Origin of the sequence: Nocardia alni, from assembly GCF_019038435.1 — a bacterium.
Classification (GTDB): domain Bacteria; phylum Actinomycetota; class Actinomycetes; order Mycobacteriales; family Mycobacteriaceae; genus Nocardia; species Nocardia alni.
In genome coordinates, this window is record NZ_JAGPOX010000003.1 from 152,768 (window position 1) to 177,668 (window position 24,901).

Consider the following 24,901-nt stretch of genomic DNA (forward strand, 5'->3'; position numbering starts at 1 on the left):
TGCATGAAGACGGCCCCTCCCGACTGTGCGGGAAGGGCCGTCTTTGATCGGATACTGTCATTCAGCTGGCGTCGAAAGCCCTTGCGCGCAGGGAGCGTTCGATACCGGCCTTGCCCTCGATCACCAGGCGGCGCAGGGCGGGGGGATGCTCGCCGGACAGGAACTTGTCGGCGACCGCGACGGCCTCGTCGGTGATCGCCCAGTGCGGGTACAGGCCGATGACGACGGTCTGGGCGACCTCGCTGGAGCGGCGCTCCCACACCTGGGGGATCTCGGCGAAGTAGCGCTCGACATACGGGGCGAGTAGTTCCGCCTGGCCCGTGGGGGCGAAGCCGCCGACGATCGCGCGGGTGGTGATGTTGGGCAGGGAATCGTCGTTGAACACCGAATCCCAGGCCTTCTGCTTCACCACGGCCTGCGGGCGGGTGGTGGCCGCGGCGGCGGCGTTGCGACGGCCCGCGGCGGTCGGATCGCGATCCAGTTCGGCATCGATGACCGGGGTGGCCTCGCCGTCGGCGTCGATCACGCCGGACGCGGCCAGCGCACTGATCACCCGCCAGCGCAGATCGGTGTCGACCACCAGGCCCGGCAGGCCCGACTGCGCCGGATCGTCGGTCAGCAGCGCGTGCAGGGCGTCGGTGTGCGCCTGCGACAGGCGTGCGGCGGTGAGCGCGTTGACGAAGGCCAGCTGGTGATCCGAACCGGGCTCGGCCGCTCGGGCCAGCTCCAGCAGCCGGTCGGCGTATTCCTTCCAGCCGGTCTGCTGTGCCCACGCCGGATCGGCGTAGCTGCCCAACGCGGTGTTGGCTTGCATCAGAAGACGTTGCACCACACCGATTTCCGATTCCGCACCGACACCGCGCTGCACCAGCGCGACGAAGTCCCGTGCCCGCATCTCGGCCTGGCGGGTCATCTCCCACGCCGCGGACCAGCACAGCGTGCGGGGCAGAGATTCGGCGACATCGGAGATGCGGGTGGCGACCGTGTCCAGCGACTCCGGATCCAGGCGCACCGAGCAGTAGGTGAGGTCGTCGTCGTTGATCAGCACCAGCTTGCCGCGCTGCACGCCGATCAGCTCGGGCACCTCGGTGCGCTCGGCGGCGTTCACGTCGATCTCGACGCGCTTGGTGCGCACCAGCTTTCCGGCTTGGTCGTCGTAGACCCCGATGGCCAGGCGATGTACGCGCCGCTCACCCGCGCCGGGCGCGGCGCCCTCCTGCACCACCGCGAACGAGGTGAACTTCCCGTCGGCGACCTCGAAGTCCGGGCGCAGGATGTTCAGGCCGGTGGTCTTGAGCCACTGCGCGCCCCAACCGGAAAGGTCACGGCCCGAAGCCTTTTCGAGGGCACCGACCAGATCGTCGAAAGTGGCGTTGCCGTAAGCGTGTTCGGCGAAGTAGTCGCGCAGGCCCGCCAGGAACGGCTCGCGGCCCACATACGCGACGAGTTGCTTGAGCACCGAAGCGCCCTTGGCGTAGGTGATTCCGTCGAAGTTCACCTCGACCGCGTCCAGGTCCGGGATGTCGGCGGCGATCGGGTGTGTCGAGGGCAGCTGGTCCTGCCGGTATGCCCACGACTTCTCCACATTCGCGAAGGTGGTCCAGGCGCTGGTGTATTCGGTCGCCGAGGTCTGCGCGAGGACCGAGGCGAAGGTGGCGAACGACTCGTTCAGCCACAGGTCGTCCCACCACTTCATGGTGACCAGATCGCCGAACCACATGTGCGCCATCTCGTGCAGTACGGTCTCGCAGCGCCGCTCGTAGGAGGCACGAGTCACCTTGGAGCGGAACACGTAATCCTCGAGGAAGGTCACCGCGCCCGCGTTCTCCATGGCGCCCGCGTTGAATTCGGGCACGAACAGCTGGTCGTACTTGCCGAACGCGTACGGCACGCCGAAGTTCTCGTGGTAGAAGCCGAATCCCTGCTTGGTCTCGGTGAACAGCCGCTCGGAGTCCATATGCTCGGCCAGGGAGGCGCGGCAGTAGATGCCCAGCGGGATGCTGCCGTGCCCGTCGGTGAAGGTGTCGGTCCATTTCGCGTACGGTCCGGCGATCAGCGCGACCAGGTAGGTGCTCATGCGCGGGGTGGTGGCGAAGGTGTGCACGACCACGCCGTCGGCGGCGTGGGTGGCCGCGGCCGCGCCGTTGGAGATCACCTCCCAGTCCTCGGGCGCGGTGACGGTGATGTCGTAGGTGGCCTTCAGATCGGGCTGGTCGAAGCACGCGAACATGCGCTTGGCGTCGGCTGTTTCGAACTGCGAGTACAGGTAGACCTTGTCGTCGGTGGGGTCCACGAAGCGGTGCAGGCCCTCGCCGGTGTGCGAATAGTCGCAGTCGGCCTCGATGACCAGCTCGTTGCGCTCGGCGAGGCCGGTCAGCGTCAGGCCCTTGGACTCGTCGTATTCGCCGATCTCCACGGCAGTGCCGTTGAGCATTGCCGAACGCAGCCCGGCCCCGACGAAGTCGACGAACGTCTCGGATCCGGGCGTTGCGGTGAAGGTGGCGGTGGAGCGGGAGGAAAATGTCTCCTCGCCCGTCGTGAGGTCGAGCTCGACACGATAGTTCTCGACGCTGATCGTTGCGGCCCGGGCGATCGCCTGCTCACGGGTGAGGTTCGGTGCGGACAAGGACACTCCTTCGCTCGTCGGAGAACATGCAGGGGTGCCGTCCGCGCTCGTGTGCGGGCCGACACTCCCGGTTCGGTGCGTGGTGCGCTCGGACCGGCGACGGCATGGTCGACGCATCACCCGGGTGCGAACACAACGAGCCCAGAATGCCACGTCGTCGGAGAGTCGGGGTGCACACCCGCCTATGACCGGTGTATATCCGCACTTGCGGTGCCCGTTCGCTATGTCTGTGTCCATGCGGCCCCCAGCGCTGCGTTGTCCGAGTTCGGCGGTCACCGGGAGCTTCCAAATCCGGCCTCCCGCTGCATTCCTCGGGCCCAGAAGTCTGGTTTCCGACGAAATGGCCGCAAGAATGCAGCGGGAGGCCGGTTTCGCAGGGCATGCGGCAGGAGACAGACCGGATCGGCAGGGCTATTAGGCTGTGCGGGGTAACCCGGCGGACGAGGAGGACAGGTGCGGCATATCCACGCGGGCAAGGTGCGCGATCTGTACGAGGACGGGGATTCGCTGATCCTGGTGGCCTCGGATCGGGTGTCGGTGTACGACGTGGTGCTGCCGACGCCGATTCCGGACAAGGGCGCGCTGCTCACACAGCTGTCGAACTGGTGGTTCGAATACCTGTCCGGGGTACCGAATCACGTGCTGTCGACCACGGATGTGCCCGCGGAGTTCGCCGGGCGCGCGGTGCGGGTCAAGCCCTTGAAGATGGTGCAGGTGGAGTGCATCGCCCGCGGTTATCTGTCCGGTTCGGGGCTCAAGGAGTACCAGCGCACCGGATCGGTGTCCGGCATCGCTCTGCCGCCGGGCCTGCGCGAGGGTGACCGGCTGCCCGAGCCGATCTTCACTCCCACCACCAAGGCCTCCGAGGGTCACGACGAGCCGATCACCTTCGAGGATGTGGTGCGCCAGGAGGGCCGCGAGGTCGCCGGGAAGCTGCGCGAGCTGACCCTCGAGATCTACTCCCGTGGCGCGGCCTACGCCGCCGAGCGCGGTGTCATCATCGCCGACACCAAGGTCGAATTCGGTTGGGACGGCGATGTTCTCACTCTCGGTGACGAGGTCCTCACCTCCGACTCCTCGCGCTACTGGCCCGCCGCCGAGTGGCAGCCCGGCCGCCCCCAGCCCTCCTTCGACAAGCAGTTCGTCCGCGACTGGTCCACCTCCACCGGCTGGAACAAGGAATATCCGGGCCCGGAGATACCGGCCGACATCGTCAGCGCCACCCGCGAAAAGTACCGTGAGGCATACGAATTGATCACCGGGAAGACGTGGGCTACACCTCGCGGCTGACCGCGGCCTACGCCCTGCCGCACCGACGGTGAGCCCGGCCTCCTCCTGCATTCTGCGGGCTCGACACTCTGGTTTCCGTCGAATCCGTCCGAAAAATGCAGCGGGAGGCCGGTTCTCCCATTCACCTCAGCCTGTACCGGTGGAGGGCTGCGTGGCTGGACTGTGTTTCGTCGAGTCGGCAGGTCGGCCGGTACGAATCGGAGCGTGCCACGTGGTCCTACTGCGCTGGCGGGTTGTGCAAGTCGAGCGGCATGAACAAGATCGGGTATCCACGCTTCGCTCACATGGGTGAGGTGTACGACTGGGGAAGTGAGGGCGAGAACCGCGGTCGGCGACGGACGTCCCCGGTTCGCCTCTCGTGGCAGATCATCGCTGTCGGATACGGGTCGACCGGCTGGGTGGTACCGGAATTCGCCGGTACGAGCCGTGGCGATTCGACGTGCGGGGCGCCATGTGTTCGCTGCCCAGCGGTGCGGTACCGCACGATGTGGCGACGTGTACGAGTGAGTAGTCGCGTTCGGGTGTCGGGCACTGGGCATTGTGCCGGTTGCGGCATGTACGCGCTGCTCAGTGCTCAGTGCTCAGTGCTCAGTGCTCGTTCGAGTTGGTGGTTTCGCGCAGGTGGGCGGCGCGCAGGAGTAGATAGTCGCGTTCAGGGGTGCTGGCGGTGCGGCGTGCGGCAGCGATGTAGAAGGTGATCGCTGTCGGATGGTCGCCGGCCATTTCGTGCAGGTGGGCGCGCACGGCGTCGAGGCGGTGGTTGCCGGACAGGGCGTCGGCGACGGTGTCGGTCAGGGCCAGTCCCGCGACGGGGCCGTGCACCATGGCGGTGGCGACCGCGCGATTCAGGGTGACCATCGGGTTGTCGGACAGGCCCTCGAACAGGTTGTACAGCATCAGGATTCGCGACCAGTCGGTGTCCTCGGGGCGGGGCGCCTCGGCGTGCAGGGCGGCGATCGCCGCCTGGATTCGATAGGGGCCCGCCAGTCCGGCCGCGATCGCGTTCGTCGCCAGTCTGATGCCTTCGAGCAGGCCGGCGCGGTCCCAGCGGGTGCGGTCCTGTTCGGCCAGAGGGATCAGTTCGCCGCTGGGGCCGGTGCGGGCGGCGCGGCGGGCGTCGGTGAGCAGCATCAGCGCCAGCAGGGCGGCGACCTCCGGATCGTGCGGTTGCAGGCGGTGTGCGATACGGGTCAGCCGGATCGCCTCGGTGGCGAGATCGGTGCGGTGCACGGTGGTCCCGGCCGACGGCGTGTGGCCCTCGGTGAATATCAGGTACAGGATGTGCAGCACCTGATCCCGTCGTTCCCGCCAAGCGGATGCCAGATGTTCGGGCGGCATCGCGAAGGGGCGCTCCAGCGTGGCCAAACGCTTCTTGGCCCGCGAAATACGTTGGAACATCGTCGATTCCGGCACCATGAACGCCCGCGCGATCTCTTCGGTACTCAGGCCGCCCACCGCGCGCAGAGTCAGGGCGATCGCGCTCGCGGGTGAGAGTACGGGATGACAGCACAGCAGGAAGAGGGTGAGGGTGTCGTCATGTACGGAGTCGACATCGTCGTCGAACATGTTCCGCGGCGGTACTTCTCGCGCCGCCACCTCGACCTCCCGACTGCGCCGGGCGACATCGGCGCGCAACGCATCAACCATCCGGCGCTGCGCCACCCGAATGAGCCAGGCCCGCGGATTGTCCGGCACACCAGCAGCCGGCCACTGAGTGGCCGCAACCAGCATCGCCTCCTGTACCGCATCCTCGGCAGCATCGAAATCCCCGAATCGCCGAGTGAGCACCCCCAACGCCACCGGCGCGACCTCCCGCAGCAACCCAGGATCAACCATCCGCGATGAACCCGAACTCCTAGGCGGACAAGACATCCGAAACCACCTCGGCATGCTCGGAATCGCCGGTCATACTGGACCGCCGTGCAGTCGAACTCCGAGCGGTGCCAGGAGCGGGCTGCTCGGATATTGCTGTGTCGGGCGCACCGGTGTGTGGCGGGTTGTCCGATTCGGCGGAGAGCTCCGTCGATGATTCGCTCCGCCCAGGGTTGGCCGCGCCGCTGTACTCGGCGCCGTCGTGCGCGAGGTGCGCCGCGTTGGTGGTGGCTGTGCTCACGCGTCGGTGGCGGGAGCGTCCATGACCTGGCGGACCTCGATGCGCTCACCGATCGGCTTGCCGCCGGGGCCGGGGGCGGCCGAGGCCTGGGCGGCGATTTCGATGGCGCGATCGGGGGTTTCGACGTCGACTATCCAGTAGCCGGCCAGGAACTCCTTGGTCTCGGGGAACGGGCCGTCTGTCACCACGGGGGCCGAGCGGCCGTCCGAGCTCACGATGCGCGCGGTGTCCGGGAAGGCCAGGCCCTGGGCGTCGACCAGTTCGCCGGAGGCGCTCAGTTGTTCGCCCAGCGTGTGCTGGAACTCGATATGCGCGGAGATCTCCTCCGGCGTCCATTCGGTCATCGGGGTGTCGCAGTACTCGGCGGGGCTGTAGGTCTTCAGCAGCATGAATTTCATGTCGGGCTCCTCGGGTTGTGGGTCGTGAATCGCTCCGGCGGTCCGGTGTCCCGGCGGTGCGTTCATGGACAGGTCGGAGCCGGACGGGACCATTCGACCTATTATTTTGTGATCTGCATCACAAGTTGACGGTGCGGCCCGGCATCGCCCGACGTGAGTGGTGCCGGGGCGGTGTCACAATTCGGCGGCTGTATCGGCCAGGTGTTGTGGGTCGACAGGCTCACCGGACTGGATCAGCTGCTTGATGCGGTCGGTGACATCCCAGACGTTGACATTCATGCCCGCGAGGACGCGGTTGCCGGAGTCCAGCCAGAAGGCGACGAACTCCCGGCTGTCGAGATCACCGCGGACGACGACGGTGGCCCGCTGGTCCGGCGCGACGTAGCCGGTGTACTCCATGCCCAGGTCGTATTGGTCGGTGAAGAAGTAGGGGATGCGGTCGTAGACGGCCGGTTTGCCGAGCATCGTCTGCGCGGCGACGGCGGGCTGGTTGAGCGCGGTGGCCCAGTGCTCCACCCGGATGCGGCGGCCCAGGACGGGGTGCTGCTGGTCGGCGATATCGCCGACGGCGACGATATCCGGGTCGCCGGTGGCCAGACTCTCGTCGACCAGTACACCGGCGTCCACGGCCAGCCCGGCGTCGGCGGCCAACTCGATGTTCGGCCGAGCGCCCACCGCCAGCAGCACCGCGTCGGCCTCCACCACGGCGCCGTCGTCCAGGCGCACGCCGGTGGCTCGCCCGTCGGCGGTGATGATCTCGGTGACCTTCACCCCGCAGCGCAGATCCACCTCGTGCTGACGGTGCAGATCGGCGAACACCTCGCCCATCTCACGGCCCAGCGCCGCGAGCAGCGGCGTCGACTCGGATTCGAGCACCGTGACCTCGACCCCGGCGGCGCGTGCCGCCGCGGTGACCTCGAGGCCGATCCAGCCCGCGCCGATCACCGCCAACCGCCGAATCGATCCGAACAGGCGCACCAGGGTGTCGGACTCCTCGATGGTCCGCAGCTGGTGCACGCCCTCGGCATCGGCGCCCGGAATGGGCAGCCGCCGGGCTCGCGATCCGGTGGCCAGGGCAAGCCTGTCGTAGCGCAGGGTCGAACCATCCGGTAACGCAACGGTTTTCGCGGCACGATCGATCGACGTCACCGCGGTGGCAAGCCTGATATCGACGCGGTGATCCCGGTACCACTGGCCTGGATGCACGGTGAATTCGCTGAGCTCCTTCTTGCCCAGCAGATGCTCCTTGGACAGCGGCGGGCGCTCGTACGGGAGATGCTCCTCCTCGGTGATCAGTGTGATGGCGCCGTCGAAGTCGTTGTCCCGTAGCGCCTCGGCCAGCTTGCCGGCGGCCAGACCGCCGCCAACGATGACGAACCTGGAATCTGTGGTCATAAGAGAACCCTCCGTGCGACGGTGACCAGGTCGCTTTCGACCCTACTGCGCCTTACCCGCACGCTCGGGAAATATCCGGAACTTCCCGTCGTTGAGCAGTGGTAGTGGTGGAGTCATGCCATCAACCCCAAACTTTGTTGAGAGGATTGCGACGTGAGCGAGCTTGCGAGCGAACCAGTAGAACAGCGCGCATCGCGCACGATGGAGCCGAGCGTCAGCGAGGTGGAATCGTGAGCGATGGGACGAAGGACCGGGTCGATTTCTGGTTCGATCCGCTGTGCCCCTGGTGCTGGATCACCTCCCGCTGGATTCTGGAGGTCGAGAAGGTCCGCGATATCGAGGCCCACTTCCATGTGATGAGCCTGGCGGTGCTCAACGAGGGCCGCGATCTGCCCGAGGGGTACGCCGAGATGATGAAGTCCGCGTGGGGCCCGGTGCGCGTGTGCATCGCCGCCGCGCAGGAGCATGGCGACAAGGTGCTCGCGCCGCTGTACGCGGCGATGGGCACCCGCATCCACAACCGCAAGGACGAATACGACCGCGAGGACCGCGCCGAATCGTTCGCCCTGGTCATCAAGGACGCCTTGGCCGAGACGGGCCTGCCTGCCGAGCTGGCCGAGGCCGCCACCAGCACCGACTACGACGAGGCGCTGCGCGTGAGCCACCACGCGGGCATGGACAAGGTCGGCCCCGACGTGGGTACCCCGACCATCCACATCAACGACGTGGCCTTCTTCGGTCCGGTGATCTCCCGTATCCCGCGCGGTGAGGAAGCCGGGAAGGTGTGGGACGGCGCCGTCGCGCTCGCCTCCTACCCGCACTTCTTCGAACTGAAGCGCACCCGCACCGAAGGCCCGGTCTTCGACTGACGGGTATGCGGTAACGCCGGGGTGGCCGGGATCCGGTTGGGATCCCGGCCATCGTCGTATCGGGACTTGCCCCACGCCGGTGCATGCAAAGGATGCGCACGAGGTACTGGTGGTGAGCGGGAACCGGGACAATCGTTGCGTGCGGCGGTAGAGCCGTGAACGTCGGCTCGCCCGGGCCGCCGGTCCTTTCGCCGCAGAGGCGGAGGGCTGTCCACGGCATGAGCGATTCCATCGGCATTCGCGCAACGGCGGTGCTCCGGGAACCACCGATCGGATCACCACGGCGGATGAGTCGCAGGCGGGTCCTGGGCACGCTGGCGGCGATGGCCGCGGGCGTCCCGCTGTTCGGTTGCTCCCCGGCCGGGCGCGGGCCGGCCGATACGACAGACCTGTTGTATCTCGGTTCGTGGGGCCGATCGGAGATCCGCGCCGCCGCGTTCGATCCGGCGGCAGGCGCACTGACATCGATAGGCGTTGTGGCGCAGGCCAGTTCGAGCTGGTCGACCATGCACCCGAGTTTGCCGATCCTCTATGTCGCCGGTGGTGGGGCGGGCGGGAGCGTCACGGCCTACCGGATAGATCCGCCGACCGGACGACTGACCCGGATCGGCGCGACCATGACCGGCGGCGTCGGTGCCGTCGGTACGGTGTCCTACATCAGCGTGGATCCTGCGACCCTGCTGGTGGCGAACTACGCCGATCATCTCGTCGCCGCGGTCCCGATCGACCCGGATGGCGGAATCGGTGCGCCCGCCTCGATCATGCGGTTCGCCGGTTCCGGTCCGAACAAGCGCCAGGACAGCTCGCATCCACACTGCGTCGTCACCGATCCCAGCGGAAAGTACGTCCTGGTCGCGGATTTCGGCGCCGACCGTGTGTTCGTTCAACGCTTCGATCCCGCGACCCGGACGTTGAGCGAAGGCCCGAGCCCGTATGTTCCCGCGCCCGGATCGGGGCCGCGCCGGCTCGTCTGGCACCCGGATGGCCGGACGGTCTACCTGCTCAACGAGCTCGCGGCCGATATCGAGACCCTGACCTGGGATTCCGGGACGGGTTCGCTGACGCGCCGGCACACGGTGTCCACCGAGACAGCGGCCTTCGCCGGCACCCGCAGCGCCGCCGAGTTGGCGCTGGGCACGGATGCCCGCTACCTGTACGCCTCCGACCGCGGTGAGAACACGCTGGTCGTCTATTCGATCGATCCGCACACCAGCCTGCCGACGCTGGTGCAACGCGTGCCCTGTGGCGGAATCCTGCCGTGGAGCTTCACGATTCACCGCGGTGGGCGGTGGATGTTCGTGGCGAATCAGGGCAGCGGTGCCGTCACCTTGTTCGGCATCGACCCGGGGTCCGGACGACTGGCCGCCGCTGGAAGGTCTCTTGCCGTCCCGGCTGCGGACGGGGTCGTCTGCTTAGCTCGGTGAGCATGATTGTCTTACAATGAAACAGGCAGATAATGCGCGAAGCAGCTTCAGTCAATGTTCGAGCAAGAAAAACTTCTAGACCGCGTCGCTGGATGCTATCCTGACCGATGAAACTTGTAAGACAATCTTTGATCCGTTAAGTACTGGCGATGTGCGACGGGATCGACGGATTTTCATCCCGTACGGGTCGAGGAGGCTGCGATGTCGGTCGATCAGCGCATGCCGATCCGGGGCGAGGTCCGAGCCGGTCCCCGTGTCGACGCCGAGGCGGCGTATGCGCTCCAGCGTGTTGGTCTGCTGCTCGGCGAACGCGACCACGTCCTCGCCGGAGATCGGATGACGATTACCCCGACGTTTCTCGGGCCGGAGCCGTCCGATAGGTATCGCTGGCTCGGCGAACTCTGAATCGCTTGTAGCCCAAGGAAACTCACAGTGTATGGCAAGACGGTGGACGCGCGCCGGTTGGTACCGGAACCACGCGCGCGGGCCGTGACTTCGACAGATGCGATGGGGCATCACGGAGGGCGATATGACCGCGACAGAGGATGATTCGACATCGATGGGCCGCGTCGCGGTGTCAGCGGAGGGTACGTCGACCCTCGAACAGGCCCGCCGGGTTCGCAAGGCGGTATTCGGCGCGGCGTTCGGATTCGGCGTCGACGCCTTCGACATCTACGTACCCACCGTGGCGCTGCTGCCCGCGATGAACTACTTCGCCCCGGCGAGCATGCCGACGAATACGAAGGCCGTGGTATCGGCGTTGATCTTCGTATCGACCCTGCTGGGGCGACCGCTCGGATCGCTGATCTTCGGCGGCATCGCCGACCGGATCGGGCGACGCCGCGTGACCCTGTGGTCGATGTCCGGGTGCGCGGTCTGCACCGTACTGATCGCCCTGCTGCCCGGGTACGCCGACATCGGGACGACCAGCGTCGTGCTGCTGATCGTGCTGCGGCTGGCCGACGGGATCTTCCTCGGCGGCGAGTACACCGGAGCGACCCCGTTGGCCATGGAGGTCGCCCCGGCCGCGCGGCGCGGCTGGTACGGCGGGCTGGTCGCCACCGGCTCCGCCGTCGCCAACTTCGCGATCTCCGTGGTGACGTTCGCGGTGCTGCAATTCGCCCCGGCCGGTGGCCCGGACTCGGCGTTCTCGGTGTGGGGCTGGCGGATACCGTTCCTCGTCGGCGCGCTGCTGTGCGTGGTGTTCCTGCGGTACTACTCCCGTGAGGTCGGAGAATCGCAGACCTGGTTGTCCGCGAAGAAGATTCGCAATCCCGTGCGCGATGTCGTGCTGGGCCGCTCCCGACGGGATTTCGCGCAGGTCTTCGTGCTGATGGCGGGGGTCTGGTTCGCCTCGAGCATGGTCACGGCCATACTGCCCAGCACCCTGCATGAGCAGGCGCATCTGACCGCCCGTGCGGTCACCGGGACGCTGGTGATCGTGCAGGCCATCCACATCGTGATGTTCCCGACCCTCGGCTGGCTCAGCGATCGGGTCGGCAGGCGACCGGTGCTGGTCGGCAACGGGATCGCCGTGGCGGTCGTCTGCGCAACCGCGTATCTGCTGCTGACTACCGGGTGGTGGCGCGGTTATGCGGCAATCCTGTTGCTCACCTTGTTAATTCGAGTGGCAGGCGCCAGCGTGTTCGCGGTGACGCCGTCCTATCTGTGCGAGCGCTTTCCGGCCGCGACCCGTGGCACCGGCTTCGGCCTCGGCTACACGACACCGCTGCTGATCACGTCCTGCTATGCCTACTACCAGAACTGGCTCGGCCACCTGATGCCGCGCGGTGATACCGCCACGGTGCTGCTGATCGTCGCGGGCCTGCTGATCGTCGGCGGCGCACTGCTCGGCCCGGAATCGCGCGGGGTCGATGCGATCGACGCGCGACCGGCCGCGGGAGCCGAGATCACCGGATGACAGCGGGCTTACGCACCTCGCCGGACCGGGCCGCAGCCCCACGGTTGCGGCACTCGAGGGGCCTGACACAATCGCACGCATGCGCGTATACCTGGGTGCGGACCACGCCGGATTCGAACTGAAGAACAACATCAAGGATCATCTGGAGAAGGCCGGGCACGAGGTGTTCGACTCGGGGGCCCACGAGTACGACGCCGTCGACGACTACCCCGCTTTCTGCATCGATGCGGCGCGCAAGGTCGTCGCCGACGACGGCAGCCTCGGCATCGTCATCGGCGGCAGCGGCAACGGCGAGCAGATCGCCGCCAACAAAGTGCCGGGCGCCCGCTGCGCCCTGGCCTGGAGCATCGAGACCGCTCAACTGGCCCGCCAGCACAACAACGCCCAGTTGATGGGCATCGGCGGCCGCATGCACTCGCTCGAGGACGCCCTGGCCATCGTCGACGCCTTCATCGCCACCCCGTGGTCGGGCGAGGACCGCCACCAGCGGCGCATCGACATCATCTCCGACTACGAGAAGTCCGGCCAGGCCCCGGCGATCCCCGCCAACTGACCGCATCGGCGGCGGGGGTCGTCACAGCTCAGACCGGAACGATCTCGAGCATGCTCGGTCGTCGCCGATGCGGTCCTCCGCGCCGAAGAACTCGTCGGCTTCGTCGCGCATCTGGGCGGAGTCCACGTGCGGGAGTCCGCGGTGTCGCTCGACCAACTCCTCAGCGGTGAGGCGTCGTCGCTCGGCATTCATGACGGCGGCAGAGCTGTCACGCGATTCACGCTCGGTGATGACCCGCATACCGCATTTGTAGCCGCATATGGCATAGCGCGGCCAACTGCGGATATTCCTTCTAGGTTGTGCGGGTCTGTTCTGGCTGGCCAGTGGTATCCGATCCTCGCCCGCTCAGATGACCGGCCAGATGGGTAGTCAGGTCCGCGGCGTCGGCGGATGCGCCGTCGATGTAGGTGGATCGGCGTCGGCGCAGGACCGGGAGGCCGGTGACGTACAACCCGGGCCAGTCGACCACCCCGCCGCTGTGGCGCAGTCTGCCGCGTGGGTCGAAGACCGGGAGTTCGAGCCAGGAGTGGTCGGGTTTGATACCCGTCGCCCAGACCACCGACCGGATTTCGCCCGAGGTCAGGTCGAGCAGTAGTGGCGAATCGGGGACGCGGGTGGGCTCGAGGCGTTCGCCGTGTCCACCGGCGTATACGTCGATGGTGTCGAGTAACCGGTCGAGCTTGAGGTCGGCCAGGGCGATGACATTGCGCAGCGAACCGGAGAACTGGGCGTTGCCGTCGCGGATCCCGGCGAATTTTCCGACGAGCCGAATGCCCTGGGCCTGAAGCGCATTGAGGTCGATCGTGCGCTGGCCGCCGGCGAGCTGGAAGGACGCGACGTTGCGGGCCCGGACGATGTCGTCGATTCGGTCCCAGCGCTCGTCGAGGATCCCGGCGGCGTCGAGCCACCACAGGATGTCGCGGTCGCGGTACCGGCGGGGCGCGCGTACGTGCTCGCCCGTGGCGAGGGTGACCGGCCGGCCGGAGCGATGGATCTCCTCGGCGATCTGAATCCCGCTCGCGGCGGCCCCGACTACGAGCACACCGCCCTCGGGAAGCTGACCGGGATTGCGGTAGTCGACCGCGGTGATCGACTCGATCCCGGCGGGAAGGGCGGCGGCGAGCGGGGGGAGTGGGCAGGTGGTGATGCCCGCGGCCAGGACGACCGTGCGGGCCTGCCACTCACCCTGATCCGTGCTGACCGTGAACCCGTCGTCGGCGGCTCGGACGGCGGTCACGGCGGTTTCGGACCGAACGGGCGCCGATGACGCCGCGGCATAGGCGGTGATGAAGTCGGCGACCTGCGCGGCGGCCAGGTAGCCGTCCGGGTCGTCGCCGTCGTAGCCGTGCCCAGGCAGCCGGGTCATCCAGTTCGGGGTGAGCAGCCGCAGCGAATCCCAACGCTGGGTGCGCCAGGAGTGCCCCACCCGGCCGCGCTCGAATACGACATGGTCGATCGAGCGTTCGGCCAGGTGGTGGCTGATCGCCAACCCGTTGTGCCCGGCGCCGACCACGACCGTGGTCGTCGCGGGCATCAGGAGGCGTTGACGTTCACGGTGACGGTGGTCGGGTTGGTGAGCGCGTCGTAGACCGCGGACCGCTTCTGCGACTGCGCGACCAACGCCGCGACATCGGCGGGCGAGGCATCCGCGTCGATGGTGTAGTCGACGGTGATGTTGGAGAACCCGTTGCGCACGTTCGGGTCGGCGCCCAGGATGCCGTGCAGGTCGAAATCGGCCTTCACCGTCGCCTGCGCGGAGTTGAGCTTGATCTGCCGCTGCTGGGCGACCGACGCGACACCGGCGGTCAAGCAGCTGCCCAGCGCCACCAGGACGTACTCGGCGGGTGTGATGCCGTGGTCCTCGGCGGCGAACTGCGGCGGGTGGTCGGCGTCGAAGGTGAACTTCTTGGTGTGCGCCTGTTCGCCGCCCAGACCGTAGAAGGTCTCCACCTCGGTGAGGCTGTGGGTGCCGCGGACCCAGTTCACCGTCGAGCGCCATTCGAACTGGGCGATCTCGGGTGTGTCGGCCAGCGCGGCGCGGGCGCCGAGCAGAGCCTCCACATTGACGCCGTTGTCGACGGCGGGAGCGGTATCAGTCATGGTGACCTCCTGGATGGGTTGGATCGACGAGATGGGTCGGTGTGCTCAGCGGACGGTCTTGCGGGCGGTGATCTGGCCGGTATCGAAGCCGAGCAGGTGTAAACCGCCGTGGAAACGGGCGTGTTCGATCTTCAGACAGCGATCCATCACGACCGTGAGCCCCTTCGCCTCGGCGTCGTCGGCGGCCGGTTCGTTCCAGATTCCGAGCTGAATCCACAGCACCGGAGCCGGCGTGAGTGCGGCGACCTCGTCCACGACGCCCGGGATGTCGTCGGCCTTGCGGAACACGTCGACGATGTCGGGGGTCTCGGGCAGATCCGCCAGCGACGCGTGGATCTTCTGTCCCAGAACGCTGCGACCGGCGGCGTTGGGATTGACGAAATACACGGTGTAATCGGTGGATTGGACCAGATACGTACCCACGAAGTAGCTGGCGCGAGCGGGATTGGTGGAGAACCCGACGATCGCGATCGACCGCGCGCGCCGCAGGATGCCGAGGCGCTGCTTGGCGGTAGGGCCGATCCAGGTTCGCTGGTCGTGCAGTTGCCGCGCGCGGGGAGAATCCGCGGGCAGGGCGCAGGTGAGGCCGTTGGCCAGATGGATGTCGACGACGTCGGTCATCGTGCCTCCTGGAGTTTCGCCGCCGCGTGCAGGGCTTGATCGAGGTCGTAGACGATGTCCTCGACGTCCTCGAGCCCGACGCTGATTCGCACCAGTCCCGGCTCGACGCCCGCGTCCAGCAGTTGTTGCTCGGTGAGCTGGGCGTGCGTGGTGGAGGCGGGGTGGATGACGAGGGTCTTGGTATCGCCGATGTTGGCCAGATGGCTTGCCAGGTCGACGGATTCGATGAATTCGCGGCCCGCGTCGCGGCCGCCCTTGATGCCGAAGCCGAAGACGGCGCCCGGTCCCTGCGGCAGGTATTTGGCCGCCCGCTCGTGGTGTGGATGGCTGGGCAGTCCGGCCCAGTTGACGAAGTCGATCCGTGGGTCGGCCTCGAGCCACTGCGCGACGGCGCGGGCGTTGTCGACGTGGTTCTGTATCCGCAACGGCAGCGTCTCGACGCCCAGGGCGAGCTGCCAGGCCGACTGCGGTGACAGCGCGGGGCCGATATTGCGCAGTTGCTCGGCGCGCAGCCGGGTCAGAAAGGCGTACTCGCCGAAGTTGCCGTTCCAGGTCAACCCGCCGTAATGCGGCACCGGCGCGTCGAACAGCGGGAACCGGGGATTGTGCCAGTCGAATCTGCCCGACTCGACGACCACGCCGCCCAGGGTGGTGCCGTGACCGCCGAGAAACTTTGTGGCCGAATGGATCACGATGTCGGCGCCCCACTCGATGGGCCGGTTCAGATAGGGCGTGGGGATAGTGGAGTCGATGATCAGTGGAATTCCGGCGGCATGCGCCACCTCGGCCAGGCCCTCGATGTCCGCGATCTCCCCGGACGGGTTCGCGACCGTCTCGGCGAAGATCAACTTGGTCCGGTCGGTGATCGCCGCGGCGTAGGCTTCGGGCTCCGAGGAGGCGATGAACGTGGTTTCCACGCCGAACTGCCGCAGCGTGAGGTCGAGTTGGGTGAGCGTCCCGCCGTAGAGTTGCGCACTCGCCACGATATGATCCCCGGCCCCGACCAGTGCGGCGAAGGTGATGAACTCCGCTCCCATCCCGGACGCGGTGGCGACCGCGCCCAAACCGCCCTCCAGGCTGGCGATTCGTTCCTCGAAGGCGGCGACGGTGGGGTTCGCCAGACGTGAGTACACGTTGCCGTACTTCTGCAGGGCGAATCGGGCCGCGGCGTCGGCGGTGTCGTCGAAAACGAAGGCCGCGGACTGGTAGATCGGCAGCGCGCGGGCGCCGCTGACAGCGTCCGGAATATTGCCCGCATGGATCGCCCGGGTACGGAAACCGTATTCACGGTCGACCGCGTGCTTCGGACCCGCCTGGCCGGGCGAAGAATTCGCATGGGTACCGGAATCGACGGTCACGGCTTCGCCTCGCTCGGCTCGGCCGCGACCGGGGTGCTGTGTTCAATTGTGCCCTCGCCGCGCTCGCTCACGCACTCTCCCTGGAACGGAAAACCCCTGTGTCCCGGACAGTTTCCGCGATGTATTCGCCCCTGGACAGGGTTTCGCGCACGGTGAGTTTTTGTGATCCACGGCACATTTTGACAAGCCGGTTGTTCACACCGGCGGATCGAGTGCGCCCGAACGCTAGAGCGGTATCAGGTGATGCTTTCGGGGGCCCTGTCGAACCACCTTGTCGCGCAACAGGTGTAGGGCCTTGCGTATTTCCAGGCGGGTAGCCGAGGGTTCGATCACTCCGTCGATGTAGCCGCGTTCGGCGGCGGTCCACGGGGTGGAGACCGTGGTGTTGTAGAACTCGATCATCTGCTCGCGCAGCGCGGGGCGATCAGCCTCGGGGACGGCCGCCAGCTGGTGGCGCTGGGTGAGGCTGACCGCGGCCTCGGCGCCCATGACGGCGATGCGGGCGGTGGGCCAGGCGAGGTTGATATCCCCGCCGAGCTGTTTGCACCCCATGACCGCGTAGCCGCCGCCGTAGGCCTTGCGCACGACGACGGTGACGATCGGGACGGTGGCCTCGACGACCGCGTAGAAGAATCGCCCGCCGCGCTTGATGACGCCGATCTTCTCCTCCTCCACGCCGGGCAGCACGCCGGGCGTGTCGACGACGAAGATCAGCGGCAGCCCGAACGCGTCGCACAGCCGGATGAAATGCGCCGCCTTGTCCGATGCGCGGGCGTCGATGGCCCCGCTGAGTACCAGCGGCTGATTGGCTATCACGCCGACGGGACGGCCGTCCACGCGCGCGAATCCCGTGATCATGTTGTGCGCGGCGGAATCTCCGACCTCGTGGAACTCACCGTCGTCGAAGATGCGCAGCAGGATGTCGTACATGTCGTATCCGGCGCGGTCGGAGTCGGGGATGATCGCGTCGAGTTCCCTGTCGCTGTCGGTGATCTCGGGTTCCATCCCCGGATTGATCACCGGCGGCTTGTCGAAGCAGTTCGCGGGCATGAAGCTCAAATACTTTCGCGCCCAATCGAATGCGGCGCGTTCGTCGGCAGCGATGTGGTGGATGTTGCCATACTCGGCCTGGTTGAACGCGCCGCCGAGCTCCTCGAGGGTCACCTCCTCCCCGGTGGTCTCGCGAATGATCTCGGGGCCGGTGACGAACATGTAGGCGGATTCGACCGCGACCAGCACGTCGGTATTGATCGGCGAGTACACCGCCCCGGCCGCGCACTTGCCCAGCATCAGCGAGACCTGCGGCACCACACCGGACATCCGCAGCTGCCGGTGGCTCATCGCCGCGTACCAGGCCAGGGAGGTGACCGCGTCCTGCACGCGGGCGCCGCCGGAGTCGTTGATCGCCACGAACGGGCAGCCGACATCGGCCGCGAGATCCATGGCCGCGGCGACCTTGCGCCCGAACATCTCGCCCACCGATCCGCCGTACACCGTCTGATCGTGCGCGATCACCACGACCGGCCGTCCCTCGACCGCCCCGCGCCCGGTGACCACGCCGTCGCCGTACAGCGCGTCGGCGGATCCGTGCTGGCGCACCAGCGCGCCGATTTCGACGAAACTGCCCGCATCGAGCAACATGTCGATACGCTGCCGAGGGCTGGGAATCCCCTTCGATGCCCGTTTGGCGATGCCCGCCGCACCGGCCGGTTCCCGTGCCGCCATCAAATTCTGTTCCAGCAGCTTGAGTTTCGCCGCCGTCGTGGTCTCCACAGGTACGCCCTTCCGTCTCGCACTCGGACTGCGGGTTGTGCCTTGCCGAGCAGACTCTAGCCGGAATGGACTAGTACACAACTATATGTACTGAAATAGACTTTTCGGCATGTCGTCTATTGCTATGTCGCGCAGTGCACATCCGACGTACCAGCAGCGCGCCGGACGTGTGCTGGAGGAGCGGACGAAGGCGATGATCGTGACGGCCGCGGAGCGGGTGATGACGGAGCGGATCGACGCACCGGACTCGCTCGAGCACCTCACGATGGCCGAGGTGTGCGCGAACGCACGGGGATATCTGCGCCGCGACGGCAGCGAGGGACCGATCCCGAAGGCCACGATGTGGAAACACTTCAAGACGATCGAGGCGCTCGCGGCCGCGGTGGCGGACCGGATGAGCGCCGAGGGCCGGCCGGTGCCGGAGGGGATCGTGGCGCTCGCGGCGGATCCGCAGCCGGGCCGGCGGGAGACCGTCGAGGTCACGCGGTTGGAGGCCAGATTCTCCAGCAGGCATTACGAGATCGGGCAGCTGCGGCAGCAGTTCGACGGCGCCGAGAGCCGCGACGACCGCTCCGACATGCTGTACTGGTCCGCCGAACTCGCCGAACGCCATCTCCAGCAGCGGCATCGGGGTGAACGCGACCGGATCGTCGAGGCCCGGGACTGGGCGCAGCGCGGGCTGCGACTGGTCGAGACGGCCTCACGCCTGGACTGCATGATGGGCATCCGCTGCACCCGCGCGGCCGCCGCGGCCGAGACGCTCCTGTCGCGCAGGCTCGACTACGAACCGACCGCGCTGAGCCGGATTCGATCGATCAAGGAAATCGAGATCGCCCTCGCCGAAACCCTCGGCTGGGATCTGCATCGCGAACTCGCGCGTTTCCACATCGAACACGCCCGCGCACTCGGTGAGGAGGATCCCGAACGGGAGATGCGATCGATGCTGGCCATCGCCTCGGCCCTGCCGGCGCTGTGCGAGTCCACGCGGGCGCGTGAACCGCAGGACGCGGTGCGCGCGGGTGAACTGGCCGACATCATCGTCGGGCTGTGCGGTATCGATATCGCCTACGCCACCCATCCCGACCACCACGATCTGTACGTCGAGATCTTCCGCGACGAGATGGCAGTGATGACACAGCGCCTGCTGGCGTGCTTCCCTGCCACGAGCGGTAGCGATCGCCACGTGAGCAATGTCCGAGCCTTGTTGCGCCTCACTGACTTCACCCGGAATCTCTGGGCTCCGGGGGCGGTCGGCTCTCACGCCGTGCGCTCGCGTGTGGAGAACTACAGTGAGGCTGCTATCGACCTGCTCCGGACCGCCGGATACGGCACGGTCCGGGACATCCTGGTCGCCCGCTATCTCACTGCCAAGGCGCGTGCGCTCGCATCGATCGACGTGCCGATCGAGGCGGGTCGGAGTATCGGCCATCACTCCGCGTCACTCGTTCACCCGGACCCGTCCGCGCTGGCCCACGCCGCGATCCAGTTCTACGATCACGCCGCCCAGGTGGCCAGCCCGCGCGGCGCATCCGGAGTTCTGCGCGCCGGGGCCGCCCGGGCCGCCGCGGACATGCGGTGCTCGTTTTCGCTGGACACCGCTGGTCCCGCCGACGTGTCGGCGGATGGAGACTTCGACACTCTCAGCCAGGCCATCAACGACCTGGTCCTGATCACCATCAGTCGACGAAACAGATTCACGGACGATGAGGTCCAGAACCTGCTGGATATGGTCGACCCTATGTATTACTACATTACTTCTGGGAGGAACTGAGGGATCGATAATCCGGCCTCCCGCTGCATTTTTCGGCCTCGAGACTCTGGTTTCCGACGATTCTGCCCGGAGAATGCAGCTGGAGGCCGGTTCTCCCATACCGTGCCCACGACTCACCAGGCGTGCATGGCCGCCGCACTGCACTGGCCGACCGTCACGCGAATGGCAACCTGCGTTTTGCGGCGTTATGGCGTCTCTACAGTCCGGTTTCGGGCCAGGGCGGTCTAGCTGGAGACCGGGTCTCCGAGAGGTGTCGACGATCGGACGAGTCGCCGATTCGAGGCGGCGTCGGGCCGGGAAGGCTCGTGCGTACGATCCTCGGGACGGGTCGTGTGGAAGTGAAGTGAGGTGGAAGCTCGTGCCGGAGGGCCATACGCTGCATCGGTTGGCGAAGGAGCATCAGGCGCGGTTCGGCGGGGGTGTGGTGCGGGTGTCCAGTCCGCAGGGGCGGTTCGCGGAGGGAGCCGCGATGGTGGATGGGCGGGTGTTGATGCGGGCCGAGGCGTGGGGGAAACATCTGCTGCATCACTACGATTCGGGGCTCGTGGTGCATGTGCATCTCGGGCTGTATGGGAAGTTCACCGAATCCGTTGGGGTGGTGGGGGATCCGGTCGGGCAGGTGCGGATGCGGATGGTGGGGGCCGGAAAGGCCGGGGCGCAGGTGGTCGGGGCCGATCTGCGTGGTCCTACGGCGTGTGAGGTGATGGACGATGCCGCAGTAGCGGCGCTGACCGCCCGGCTGGGTCCGGATCCGTTGCGGCGCAACGCCGATCCCGAACGGGCTTGGCAGCGGATTCACCGTTCGGCACGGCCGGTGGGTGCCTTGTTGATGGATCAGCAGGTGCTGGCGGGGGTCGGCAATGTGTATCGGGCCGAAGTGCTGTTCCGGCACGGCATTTCGCCGCAGCGGCCGGGGCGTTCGCTGGCCGCCGCCGAATGGGACGAGCTGTGGGCCGATCTGGTCGAGCTCATGCGAATCGGGGTGCGGCGCGGGAAGATCGTGGTCGTGCGGCGCGAGCACGACCATGGCGCACCGTCGTATGCCGAGGGCAAACCACGCACGTATGTGTATCGCCGGGCGGGGGAGTCGTGCCGGCTGTGCGGCACGACGGTCCTGCATTCGGTGCTCGAGGGGCGAAACCTGTTCTGGTGCCCCACGTGTCAGCCTGGCTGAACCGAGGCATCAGAAACTGTCGTTGTTGTCCCAGCCGCCGCCGTCGAAGCCGTCGCCGTCCCAGCCGCCGTCGTCGTAACCGCCCCCGTCCCAGCCGGCTTGGTCGTAACCCGCCTGGTCGTAACCGCCTTGGTCGAGACCACCCTGGTCATACCCGGCCTGATAGTCCTGTCCGGCGTCGAACCCCGCGTCATACGACCCGTATCCACCCTCGAACCCGGCCGCGTCGTACCCCACCCCGCTCATCCCGTGGAACAGCGTGTCGAACAGCAGCGCCGAACCCACACCCCAGGCCCCGGCCACCAACGCTGTCTTCCACCACGGCTCGGAATACCACCCGGCCGGGACCGGCCGGCCCGCGACCCGGCCGCCCGGGTAATAGTTCGGTGTCTGCGGCGAGGGCATCGGCGAGGCCTGGATGCGACGGCCGTCGAAGTCGATGGCGCGACTCTCCGATACTCGACCGGCCGAGCGCTGGCCGTTCAGCTCCGGCACCGGCGGTCCGGGATCCAGACCCATCGTGGTGCGCGCGGCGCGCACGTAGTAGAGCCCCTCGAGCGCTGTCTCCTTCGCCAACCGGGCCTGGGCGACGGTGGTGGCCTGTTCGATCTGCGATCCGGCCGCGTTGAGCCGCTCGCCGGCGTCTGCGAGGGCCTGTTTGGACGCGTCGTCGACGCCGTTCAGGTTGTAGACCTGGCCACCCAGTCGTTCGATGATCCGGCGGGCATCGGCCTTGGCGTCGGCTAGCTGCGTGGCCGCGTGGCTGCGCGCGGTGTTGCGACCGGCGAAGCTCATCACCAGGAACACGATCAGGACGATGACCAGTACGACAAGGAGTATTGCCACGGCGCCCAGCCTACCGGGGCAATAACCAATCGATAGCTGCTAGCCCGCGACTGCGGCGTCGTACTGCAGTCGGGCCGGGATGAAGCCGCCCGGTTCCGACTCCTCTTCGTCCAGTTCCGATACCGCGAATCGGCGCTTACCTGCTGTTTTCGCCGAATACATGGCTCGATCGGCGCTACGCAGCAGATCGGAGAAATCGCACGCCCGCCCTGCCGGGCAGTATGCCGTGCCGACGCTGGCCGACACCGGCACCGGACCCGCGCAGGTCGCTACCGGATCGTGCAGCGCGGCCAGCACCCGCATGGCCAACTCGCCGAGGCTGTTACGCCGGGCGGGCAGGGCCAGGACGAATTCGTCGCCGCCGTACCGGCACACCACGGCCTCGGGCGGGCAGGCCGTCCGCAGCCGGCGCGAGATCTCCACCAGCACCTCGTCGCCGACGCTGTGCCCGTGGCCGTCGTTGATCTGCTTGAAGTCGTCGAGGTCGATCAGCAGCAGGCCGACGCCGCCCGAACGGTCGCCCGCCATGAGGCGCACCCGATCCTGTAGGAGCGAGCGGTTGGCCAGATCGGTGAGCGCATCGTGGGTGGCCTCGTGCCGCAGCCGGTTCTGCAATGCCGCGATCTCCTGTACCCGCACCGAGACCGCGGCCTCCATGCTGGCCTCCTGCTGGGCCAGCGCCCGTTGCTGCAGGGCCTCGGCGTAGCTGTCGATGGCGTGGCTGGCCACGAGCGGCCACCGTGTGTGCACGAGCGAGCCGTAGCTGCCCGGCGCGAAACCGAGCAGGGCGCGGGTGGCCGGTGCGAGCATGCGGGTGCGGTCGAACGGCGCCTCGGCCAACCGGCGCCCGATCACGCGCGCCGCGTCGATCGGGAACGGATTCGAGCGCGCCAGGTCCAGCAACTCGTTGATGAGCGAGATGAGGACCTGCTCGAGATGCCGCGGCTCGTCGGTCGAGCCGGTATCTCGATAGACCGTGGCCACCAACTCCTTGGAGGTGGCCGTGACTGCTGTGGTGATGGCGGTGTCGAGCTTGGTGAGCATGGCGCTCACCCCGCACAGACTCGGTCTGCCGAGCCGGCGCCGCCGACCCCGCTCTCTACGCCAGTCCTGCTCTCCGGGCCCCTGTGCTCCGAAGAGCAGCCCCGAAGATCGTGCCTACTGCTATGCGGTCCGCTCCACCTAGTTCGGTGCATGCTCACCGCCCCCTTTCCAGATACCCCCGTCCGGCAAAAAGGATCCTAGCAAGCCACTCGACTTCGAAAAATGGTGTTTTACAACCTGTTCCGAAATCTCGCGAATGGCGATCACCTGAGTGATCGATGTAGCGAATGCCTCGTTACACGCCCGCCCGCGTGTCTGCGGCGACGCGCCGAGAAACTGGCACCCGAATCGCAATCCGCCCCATCGTACGGGTGTTTTGTCTCACTTGCCGGTGTGGCGAATGCTGGAATCGACCGCTGTCGAGTGTGATGGACGACACTGCCGCGACGGGCCCGCGCAGTCCGGCCCGACACGCGCTGCGGACCAGCCGCAATGCGGCTGCCCGACGGGCGATTGGCATTTCGGAAGAGAGGTTCGGTACAGTCTCAGGCGCAGACGACATCGTGGCGATCCCGTTGATGTCGTATGCTCGCGGGTGTAGTTCAATGGTAGAACCTCAGCCTTCCAAGCTGATGGTGCGGGTTCGATTCCCGTCACCCGCTCTGTGGTTCCTCGAGGCCCCTCGAAGGACCCTCCGGGATGTAGCGCAGCTTGGTAGCGCATCCGCTTTGGGAGCGGAGGGTCGCAGGTTCAAATCCTGTCATCCCGACTCGAATTACCCGTTATCCGCCCTGCTCGCAGGGTTTTTCGCGATGTCGGTGACAGTAAATGGACTTACCGCTCGCGATCCGGTCTGCCCTCTTTTGACCAGGTGTATTGCACATGGATCGCACAGTCTCCGGCGGTTAGGCTACAGCGATTGGCTACAGCGGATATGTGGTCTATCCGCCGAAGCTTCCAGTCGCGGGTGCGTGTGCGGGTGCCGGGGTGGTCATCACCCACGGCGCACAGCCGTCTGTCTGGAACGCCGCATCTGTGGAGGAGATCTGCACGGTTCGCGGGCCGGAGGAGATGTTGTTGGCGATGATGGAGTCCGTAGTGCCGCTCAGGTCCCTATCGCGCTCCCAATAGCAGTCCACGTCCCCCGAGGGGCCGCTGGTGTGGTAGATGCCCGGCTGGATATCCCCGCCGACGGTATACGTGCCGTCCCCCCTTGTTATCTGTGGGTGTAGATCACAAGGGTCAACCATGAGTCATGGTGAGAGATAGGGCATTTCGTCTCTAACACTGGTTAGCGGATGAGGTGCTATGGCTATGGTGTAGGCGTGTCGGTGTATGTATGGGATTCAATGATCGAGTGTTTCAAGTTGATTGGGCAGCAACAGAGTTGGATCCAGATCGGGTCGGGTGGTGGTAGCTCGCATCGATAGGCGGTGTGGCGGCTGGTTCCGGCGTGACGCGCACGGCAGACTCGGGGCCATGAAATACAGTGCGGGTGTTCTGTTGTTTCGGCGGGGGGCTGAGGTCGAAGTGTTGCTCGGGCATATGGGTGGGCCGTTGTGGGCGCGGAAGGATGCGGGGGGCTGGTCTATTCCCAAGGGGGAGTACGAGCCTGAGGGGGAGGA

21 protein-coding genes and 2 tRNA genes are annotated in these 24,901 nt (G+C 66.9%); 10 read left to right on the plus strand and 13 right to left on the minus strand.

Translation table 11 applies throughout. The annotated features are described in order from the left end of the window. Nucleotides 1-61 precede the first annotated feature (61 nt). Nucleotides 62-2,626, minus strand: coding sequence for an aminopeptidase N (pepN, locus tag JZ791_RS02685; protein ID WP_216892490.1), 2,565 nt, complete (start codon nt 2,624-2,626; stop codon nt 62-64). Nucleotides 2,627-3,079: 453 nt separating this feature from the next. Here pepN and JZ791_RS02690 point away from each other — a divergent pair, with 453 nt between their 5' ends. Beyond that, nucleotides 3,080-3,916, plus strand: a complete 837-nt coding sequence (locus tag JZ791_RS02690) for a phosphoribosylaminoimidazolesuccinocarboxamide synthase (protein ID WP_216892491.1) — start codon at nt 3,080-3,082, stop codon at nt 3,914-3,916. 588 nt (nt 3,917-4,504) lie between these two features. Here JZ791_RS02690 and JZ791_RS02695 read toward each other — a convergent pair. The 3 genes from JZ791_RS02695 to JZ791_RS02705 form a co-directional block, all read right to left on the minus strand. Then, the gene (locus tag JZ791_RS02695; protein WP_254205097.1) at nt 4,505-5,752 is read right to left on the minus strand and encodes an RNA polymerase sigma factor; all 1,248 of its coding nucleotides are present in this window, start codon (nt 5,750-5,752) and stop codon (nt 4,505-4,507) included. Nucleotides 5,753-6,025: 273 nt separating this feature from the next. Beyond that, nucleotides 6,026-6,427 (minus strand): YciI family protein, encoded by a 402-nt coding sequence (locus tag JZ791_RS02700; protein WP_216892493.1) that lies wholly within the window; start codon nt 6,425-6,427, stop codon nt 6,026-6,028. A gap of 174 nt (nt 6,428-6,601) precedes the next feature. Next, nucleotides 6,602-7,822, minus strand: a complete 1,221-nt coding sequence (locus JZ791_RS02705) for an NAD(P)/FAD-dependent oxidoreductase (protein ID WP_216892494.1) — start codon at nt 7,820-7,822, stop codon at nt 6,602-6,604. Between the two features lie 227 nt (nt 7,823-8,049). On the opposite strand from JZ791_RS02705, the gene JZ791_RS02710 reads away from it, so the two are divergent. From JZ791_RS02710 to JZ791_RS02730, 5 genes are all read left to right on the plus strand, one after another. Then, nucleotides 8,050-8,691, plus strand: coding sequence for a mycothiol-dependent nitroreductase Rv2466c family protein (locus JZ791_RS02710; protein WP_438804477.1), 642 nt, complete (start codon nt 8,050-8,052; stop codon nt 8,689-8,691). Between the two features lie 287 nt (nt 8,692-8,978). After that, nucleotides 8,979-10,115, plus strand: a complete 1,137-nt coding sequence (locus JZ791_RS02715) for a lactonase family protein (protein WP_216892496.1) — start codon at nt 8,979-8,981, stop codon at nt 10,113-10,115. 201 nt (nt 10,116-10,316) lie between these two features. Next, a complete protein-coding gene (locus JZ791_RS02720) occupies nt 10,317-10,520 on the plus strand; it encodes a hypothetical protein (RefSeq protein ID WP_216892497.1) in 204 nt (67 codons plus the stop codon). A 124-nt stretch (nt 10,521-10,644) separates the two neighbouring features. After that, on the plus strand, nt 10,645-12,036 hold the full coding sequence (locus JZ791_RS02725) for an MFS transporter (protein WP_216892498.1): 1,392 nt from the start codon (nt 10,645-10,647) through the stop codon (nt 12,034-12,036). Between the two features lie 79 nt (nt 12,037-12,115). Next, the gene (locus JZ791_RS02730; protein WP_216892499.1) at nt 12,116-12,589 is read left to right on the plus strand and encodes a ribose-5-phosphate isomerase; all 474 of its coding nucleotides are present in this window, start codon (nt 12,116-12,118) and stop codon (nt 12,587-12,589) included. A gap of 21 nt (nt 12,590-12,610) precedes the next feature. On the opposite strand, the gene JZ791_RS02735 is transcribed toward JZ791_RS02730, so the two are convergent. The 6 genes from JZ791_RS02735 to JZ791_RS02760 form a co-directional block, all read right to left on the minus strand. Beyond that, the gene (locus tag JZ791_RS02735; RefSeq protein ID WP_216892500.1) at nt 12,611-12,829 is read right to left on the minus strand and encodes a hypothetical protein; all 219 of its coding nucleotides are present in this window, start codon (nt 12,827-12,829) and stop codon (nt 12,611-12,613) included. Nucleotides 12,830-12,881: 52 nt separating this feature from the next. Continuing rightward, nucleotides 12,882-14,123 carry an NAD(P)-binding domain-containing protein gene (locus JZ791_RS02740; RefSeq protein ID WP_216892501.1) on the minus strand — a complete coding sequence of 414 codons (1,242 nt, stop codon included), beginning with the start codon at nt 14,121-14,123 and terminating at the stop codon, nt 12,882-12,884. Continuing rightward, nucleotides 14,123-14,689 carry an OsmC family protein gene (locus tag JZ791_RS02745; protein ID WP_216892502.1) on the minus strand — a complete coding sequence of 189 codons (567 nt, stop codon included), beginning with the start codon at nt 14,687-14,689 and terminating at the stop codon, nt 14,123-14,125. The genes JZ791_RS02740 and JZ791_RS02745 overlap by 1 nt, the downstream gene beginning before the upstream one ends. A gap of 45 nt (nt 14,690-14,734) precedes the next feature. Beyond that, a complete protein-coding gene (locus tag JZ791_RS02750) occupies nt 14,735-15,310 on the minus strand; it encodes a CoA-binding protein (RefSeq protein WP_216892503.1) in 576 nt (191 codons plus the stop codon). Beyond that, nucleotides 15,307-16,668, minus strand: a complete 1,362-nt coding sequence (locus tag JZ791_RS02755; RefSeq protein WP_216892504.1) for an O-acetylhomoserine aminocarboxypropyltransferase/cysteine synthase family protein — start codon at nt 16,666-16,668, stop codon at nt 15,307-15,309. The genes JZ791_RS02750 and JZ791_RS02755 overlap by 4 nt, the downstream gene beginning before the upstream one ends. A 225-nt stretch (nt 16,669-16,893) precedes the next feature. Then, complete coding sequence (locus JZ791_RS02760; protein WP_216892505.1) at nt 16,894-18,441, minus strand: acyl-CoA carboxylase subunit beta; 1,548 nt, start codon at nt 18,439-18,441, stop codon at nt 16,894-16,896. A gap of 109 nt (nt 18,442-18,550) precedes the next feature. On the opposite strand from JZ791_RS02760, the gene JZ791_RS02765 reads away from it, so the two are divergent. Both JZ791_RS02765 and JZ791_RS02770 read left to right on the plus strand, forming a co-directional pair. Then, nucleotides 18,551-20,212 (plus strand): hypothetical protein, encoded by a 1,662-nt coding sequence (locus tag JZ791_RS02765; RefSeq protein WP_216892506.1) that lies wholly within the window; start codon nt 18,551-18,553, stop codon nt 20,210-20,212. Nucleotides 20,213-20,570: 358 nt separating this feature from the next. Beyond that, nucleotides 20,571-21,386 (plus strand): Fpg/Nei family DNA glycosylase, encoded by an 816-nt coding sequence (locus JZ791_RS02770; RefSeq protein ID WP_216892527.1) that lies wholly within the window; start codon nt 20,571-20,573, stop codon nt 21,384-21,386. A 9-nt stretch (nt 21,387-21,395) separates the two neighbouring features. Here JZ791_RS02770 and JZ791_RS02775 read toward each other — a convergent pair whose 3' ends face one another. Together JZ791_RS02775 and JZ791_RS02780 are read right to left on the minus strand one after the other, a co-directional pair. Beyond that, a complete protein-coding gene (locus JZ791_RS02775; RefSeq protein ID WP_254205128.1) occupies nt 21,396-22,181 on the minus strand; it encodes a GA module-containing protein in 786 nt (261 codons plus the stop codon). Nucleotides 22,182-22,271: 90 nt separating this feature from the next. Next, nucleotides 22,272-23,276, minus strand: coding sequence for a GGDEF domain-containing protein (locus tag JZ791_RS02780; protein WP_216892528.1), 1,005 nt, complete (start codon nt 23,274-23,276; stop codon nt 22,272-22,274). A gap of 591 nt (nt 23,277-23,867) precedes the next feature. Here JZ791_RS02780 and JZ791_RS02785 point away from each other — a divergent pair. Together JZ791_RS02785 and JZ791_RS02790 are read left to right on the plus strand one after the other, a co-directional pair. Further along, nucleotides 23,868-23,938: transfer RNA gene (locus tag JZ791_RS02785), tRNA-Gly, on the plus strand. Nucleotides 23,939-23,971: 33 nt separating this feature from the next. Then, nucleotides 23,972-24,045, plus strand: a tRNA-Pro gene (locus JZ791_RS02790). A gap of 172 nt (nt 24,046-24,217) precedes the next feature. Here JZ791_RS02790 and JZ791_RS02795 read toward each other — a convergent pair. Beyond that, nucleotides 24,218-24,526, minus strand: a complete 309-nt coding sequence (locus JZ791_RS02795) for an Rv1352/Rv1906c domain-containing protein (protein WP_216892508.1) — start codon at nt 24,524-24,526, stop codon at nt 24,218-24,220. Nucleotides 24,527-24,901 lie beyond the last annotated feature (375 nt).

What these genes read in the sequence shown, in the direction of transcription:
- JZ791_RS02735 (WP_216892500.1), bottom strand. Translation starts at nt 12,829, where the DNA reads ATGCGGGTCATCACCGAGCGTGAATCGCGTGACAGCTCTGCCGCCGTC.
- JZ791_RS02695 (WP_254205097.1), bottom strand. Translation starts at nt 5,752, where the DNA reads ATGGTTGATCCTGGGTTGCTGCGGGAGGTCGCGCCGGTGGCGTTGGGG.
- JZ791_RS02720 (WP_216892497.1), top strand. Translation starts at nt 10,317, where the DNA reads ATGTCGGTCGATCAGCGCATGCCGATCCGGGGCGAGGTCCGAGCCGGT.
- JZ791_RS02780 (WP_216892528.1), bottom strand. Translation starts at nt 23,276, where the DNA reads ATGCTCACCAAGCTCGACACCGCCATCACCACAGCAGTCACGGCCACC.
- JZ791_RS02795 (WP_216892508.1), bottom strand. Translation starts at nt 24,526, where the DNA reads ATGGTTGACCCTTGTGATCTACACCCACAGATAACAAGGGGGGACGGC.
- JZ791_RS02765 (WP_216892506.1), top strand. Translation starts at nt 18,551, where the DNA reads ATGTCGTCTATTGCTATGTCGCGCAGTGCACATCCGACGTACCAGCAG.
- JZ791_RS02740 (WP_216892501.1), bottom strand. Translation starts at nt 14,123, where the DNA reads ATGCCCGCGACGACCACGGTCGTGGTCGGCGCCGGGCACAACGGGTTG.
- JZ791_RS02750 (WP_216892503.1), bottom strand. Translation starts at nt 15,310, where the DNA reads ATGACCGACGTCGTCGACATCCATCTGGCCAACGGCCTCACCTGCGCC.
- JZ791_RS02775 (WP_254205128.1), bottom strand. Translation starts at nt 22,181, where the DNA reads ATGAGCTTCGCCGGTCGCAACACCGCGCGCAGCCACGCGGCCACGCAG.
- JZ791_RS02745 (WP_216892502.1), bottom strand. Translation starts at nt 14,689, where the DNA reads ATGACTGATACCGCTCCCGCCGTCGACAACGGCGTCAATGTGGAGGCT.
- JZ791_RS02705 (WP_216892494.1), bottom strand. Translation starts at nt 7,822, where the DNA reads ATGACCACAGATTCCAGGTTCGTCATCGTTGGCGGCGGTCTGGCCGCC.
- JZ791_RS02725 (WP_216892498.1), top strand. Translation starts at nt 10,645, where the DNA reads ATGACCGCGACAGAGGATGATTCGACATCGATGGGCCGCGTCGCGGTG.
- JZ791_RS02700 (WP_216892493.1), bottom strand. Translation starts at nt 6,427, where the DNA reads ATGAAATTCATGCTGCTGAAGACCTACAGCCCCGCCGAGTACTGCGAC.
- JZ791_RS02730 (WP_216892499.1), top strand. Translation starts at nt 12,116, where the DNA reads ATGCGCGTATACCTGGGTGCGGACCACGCCGGATTCGAACTGAAGAAC.
- JZ791_RS02715 (WP_216892496.1), top strand. Translation starts at nt 8,979, where the DNA reads ATGAGTCGCAGGCGGGTCCTGGGCACGCTGGCGGCGATGGCCGCGGGC.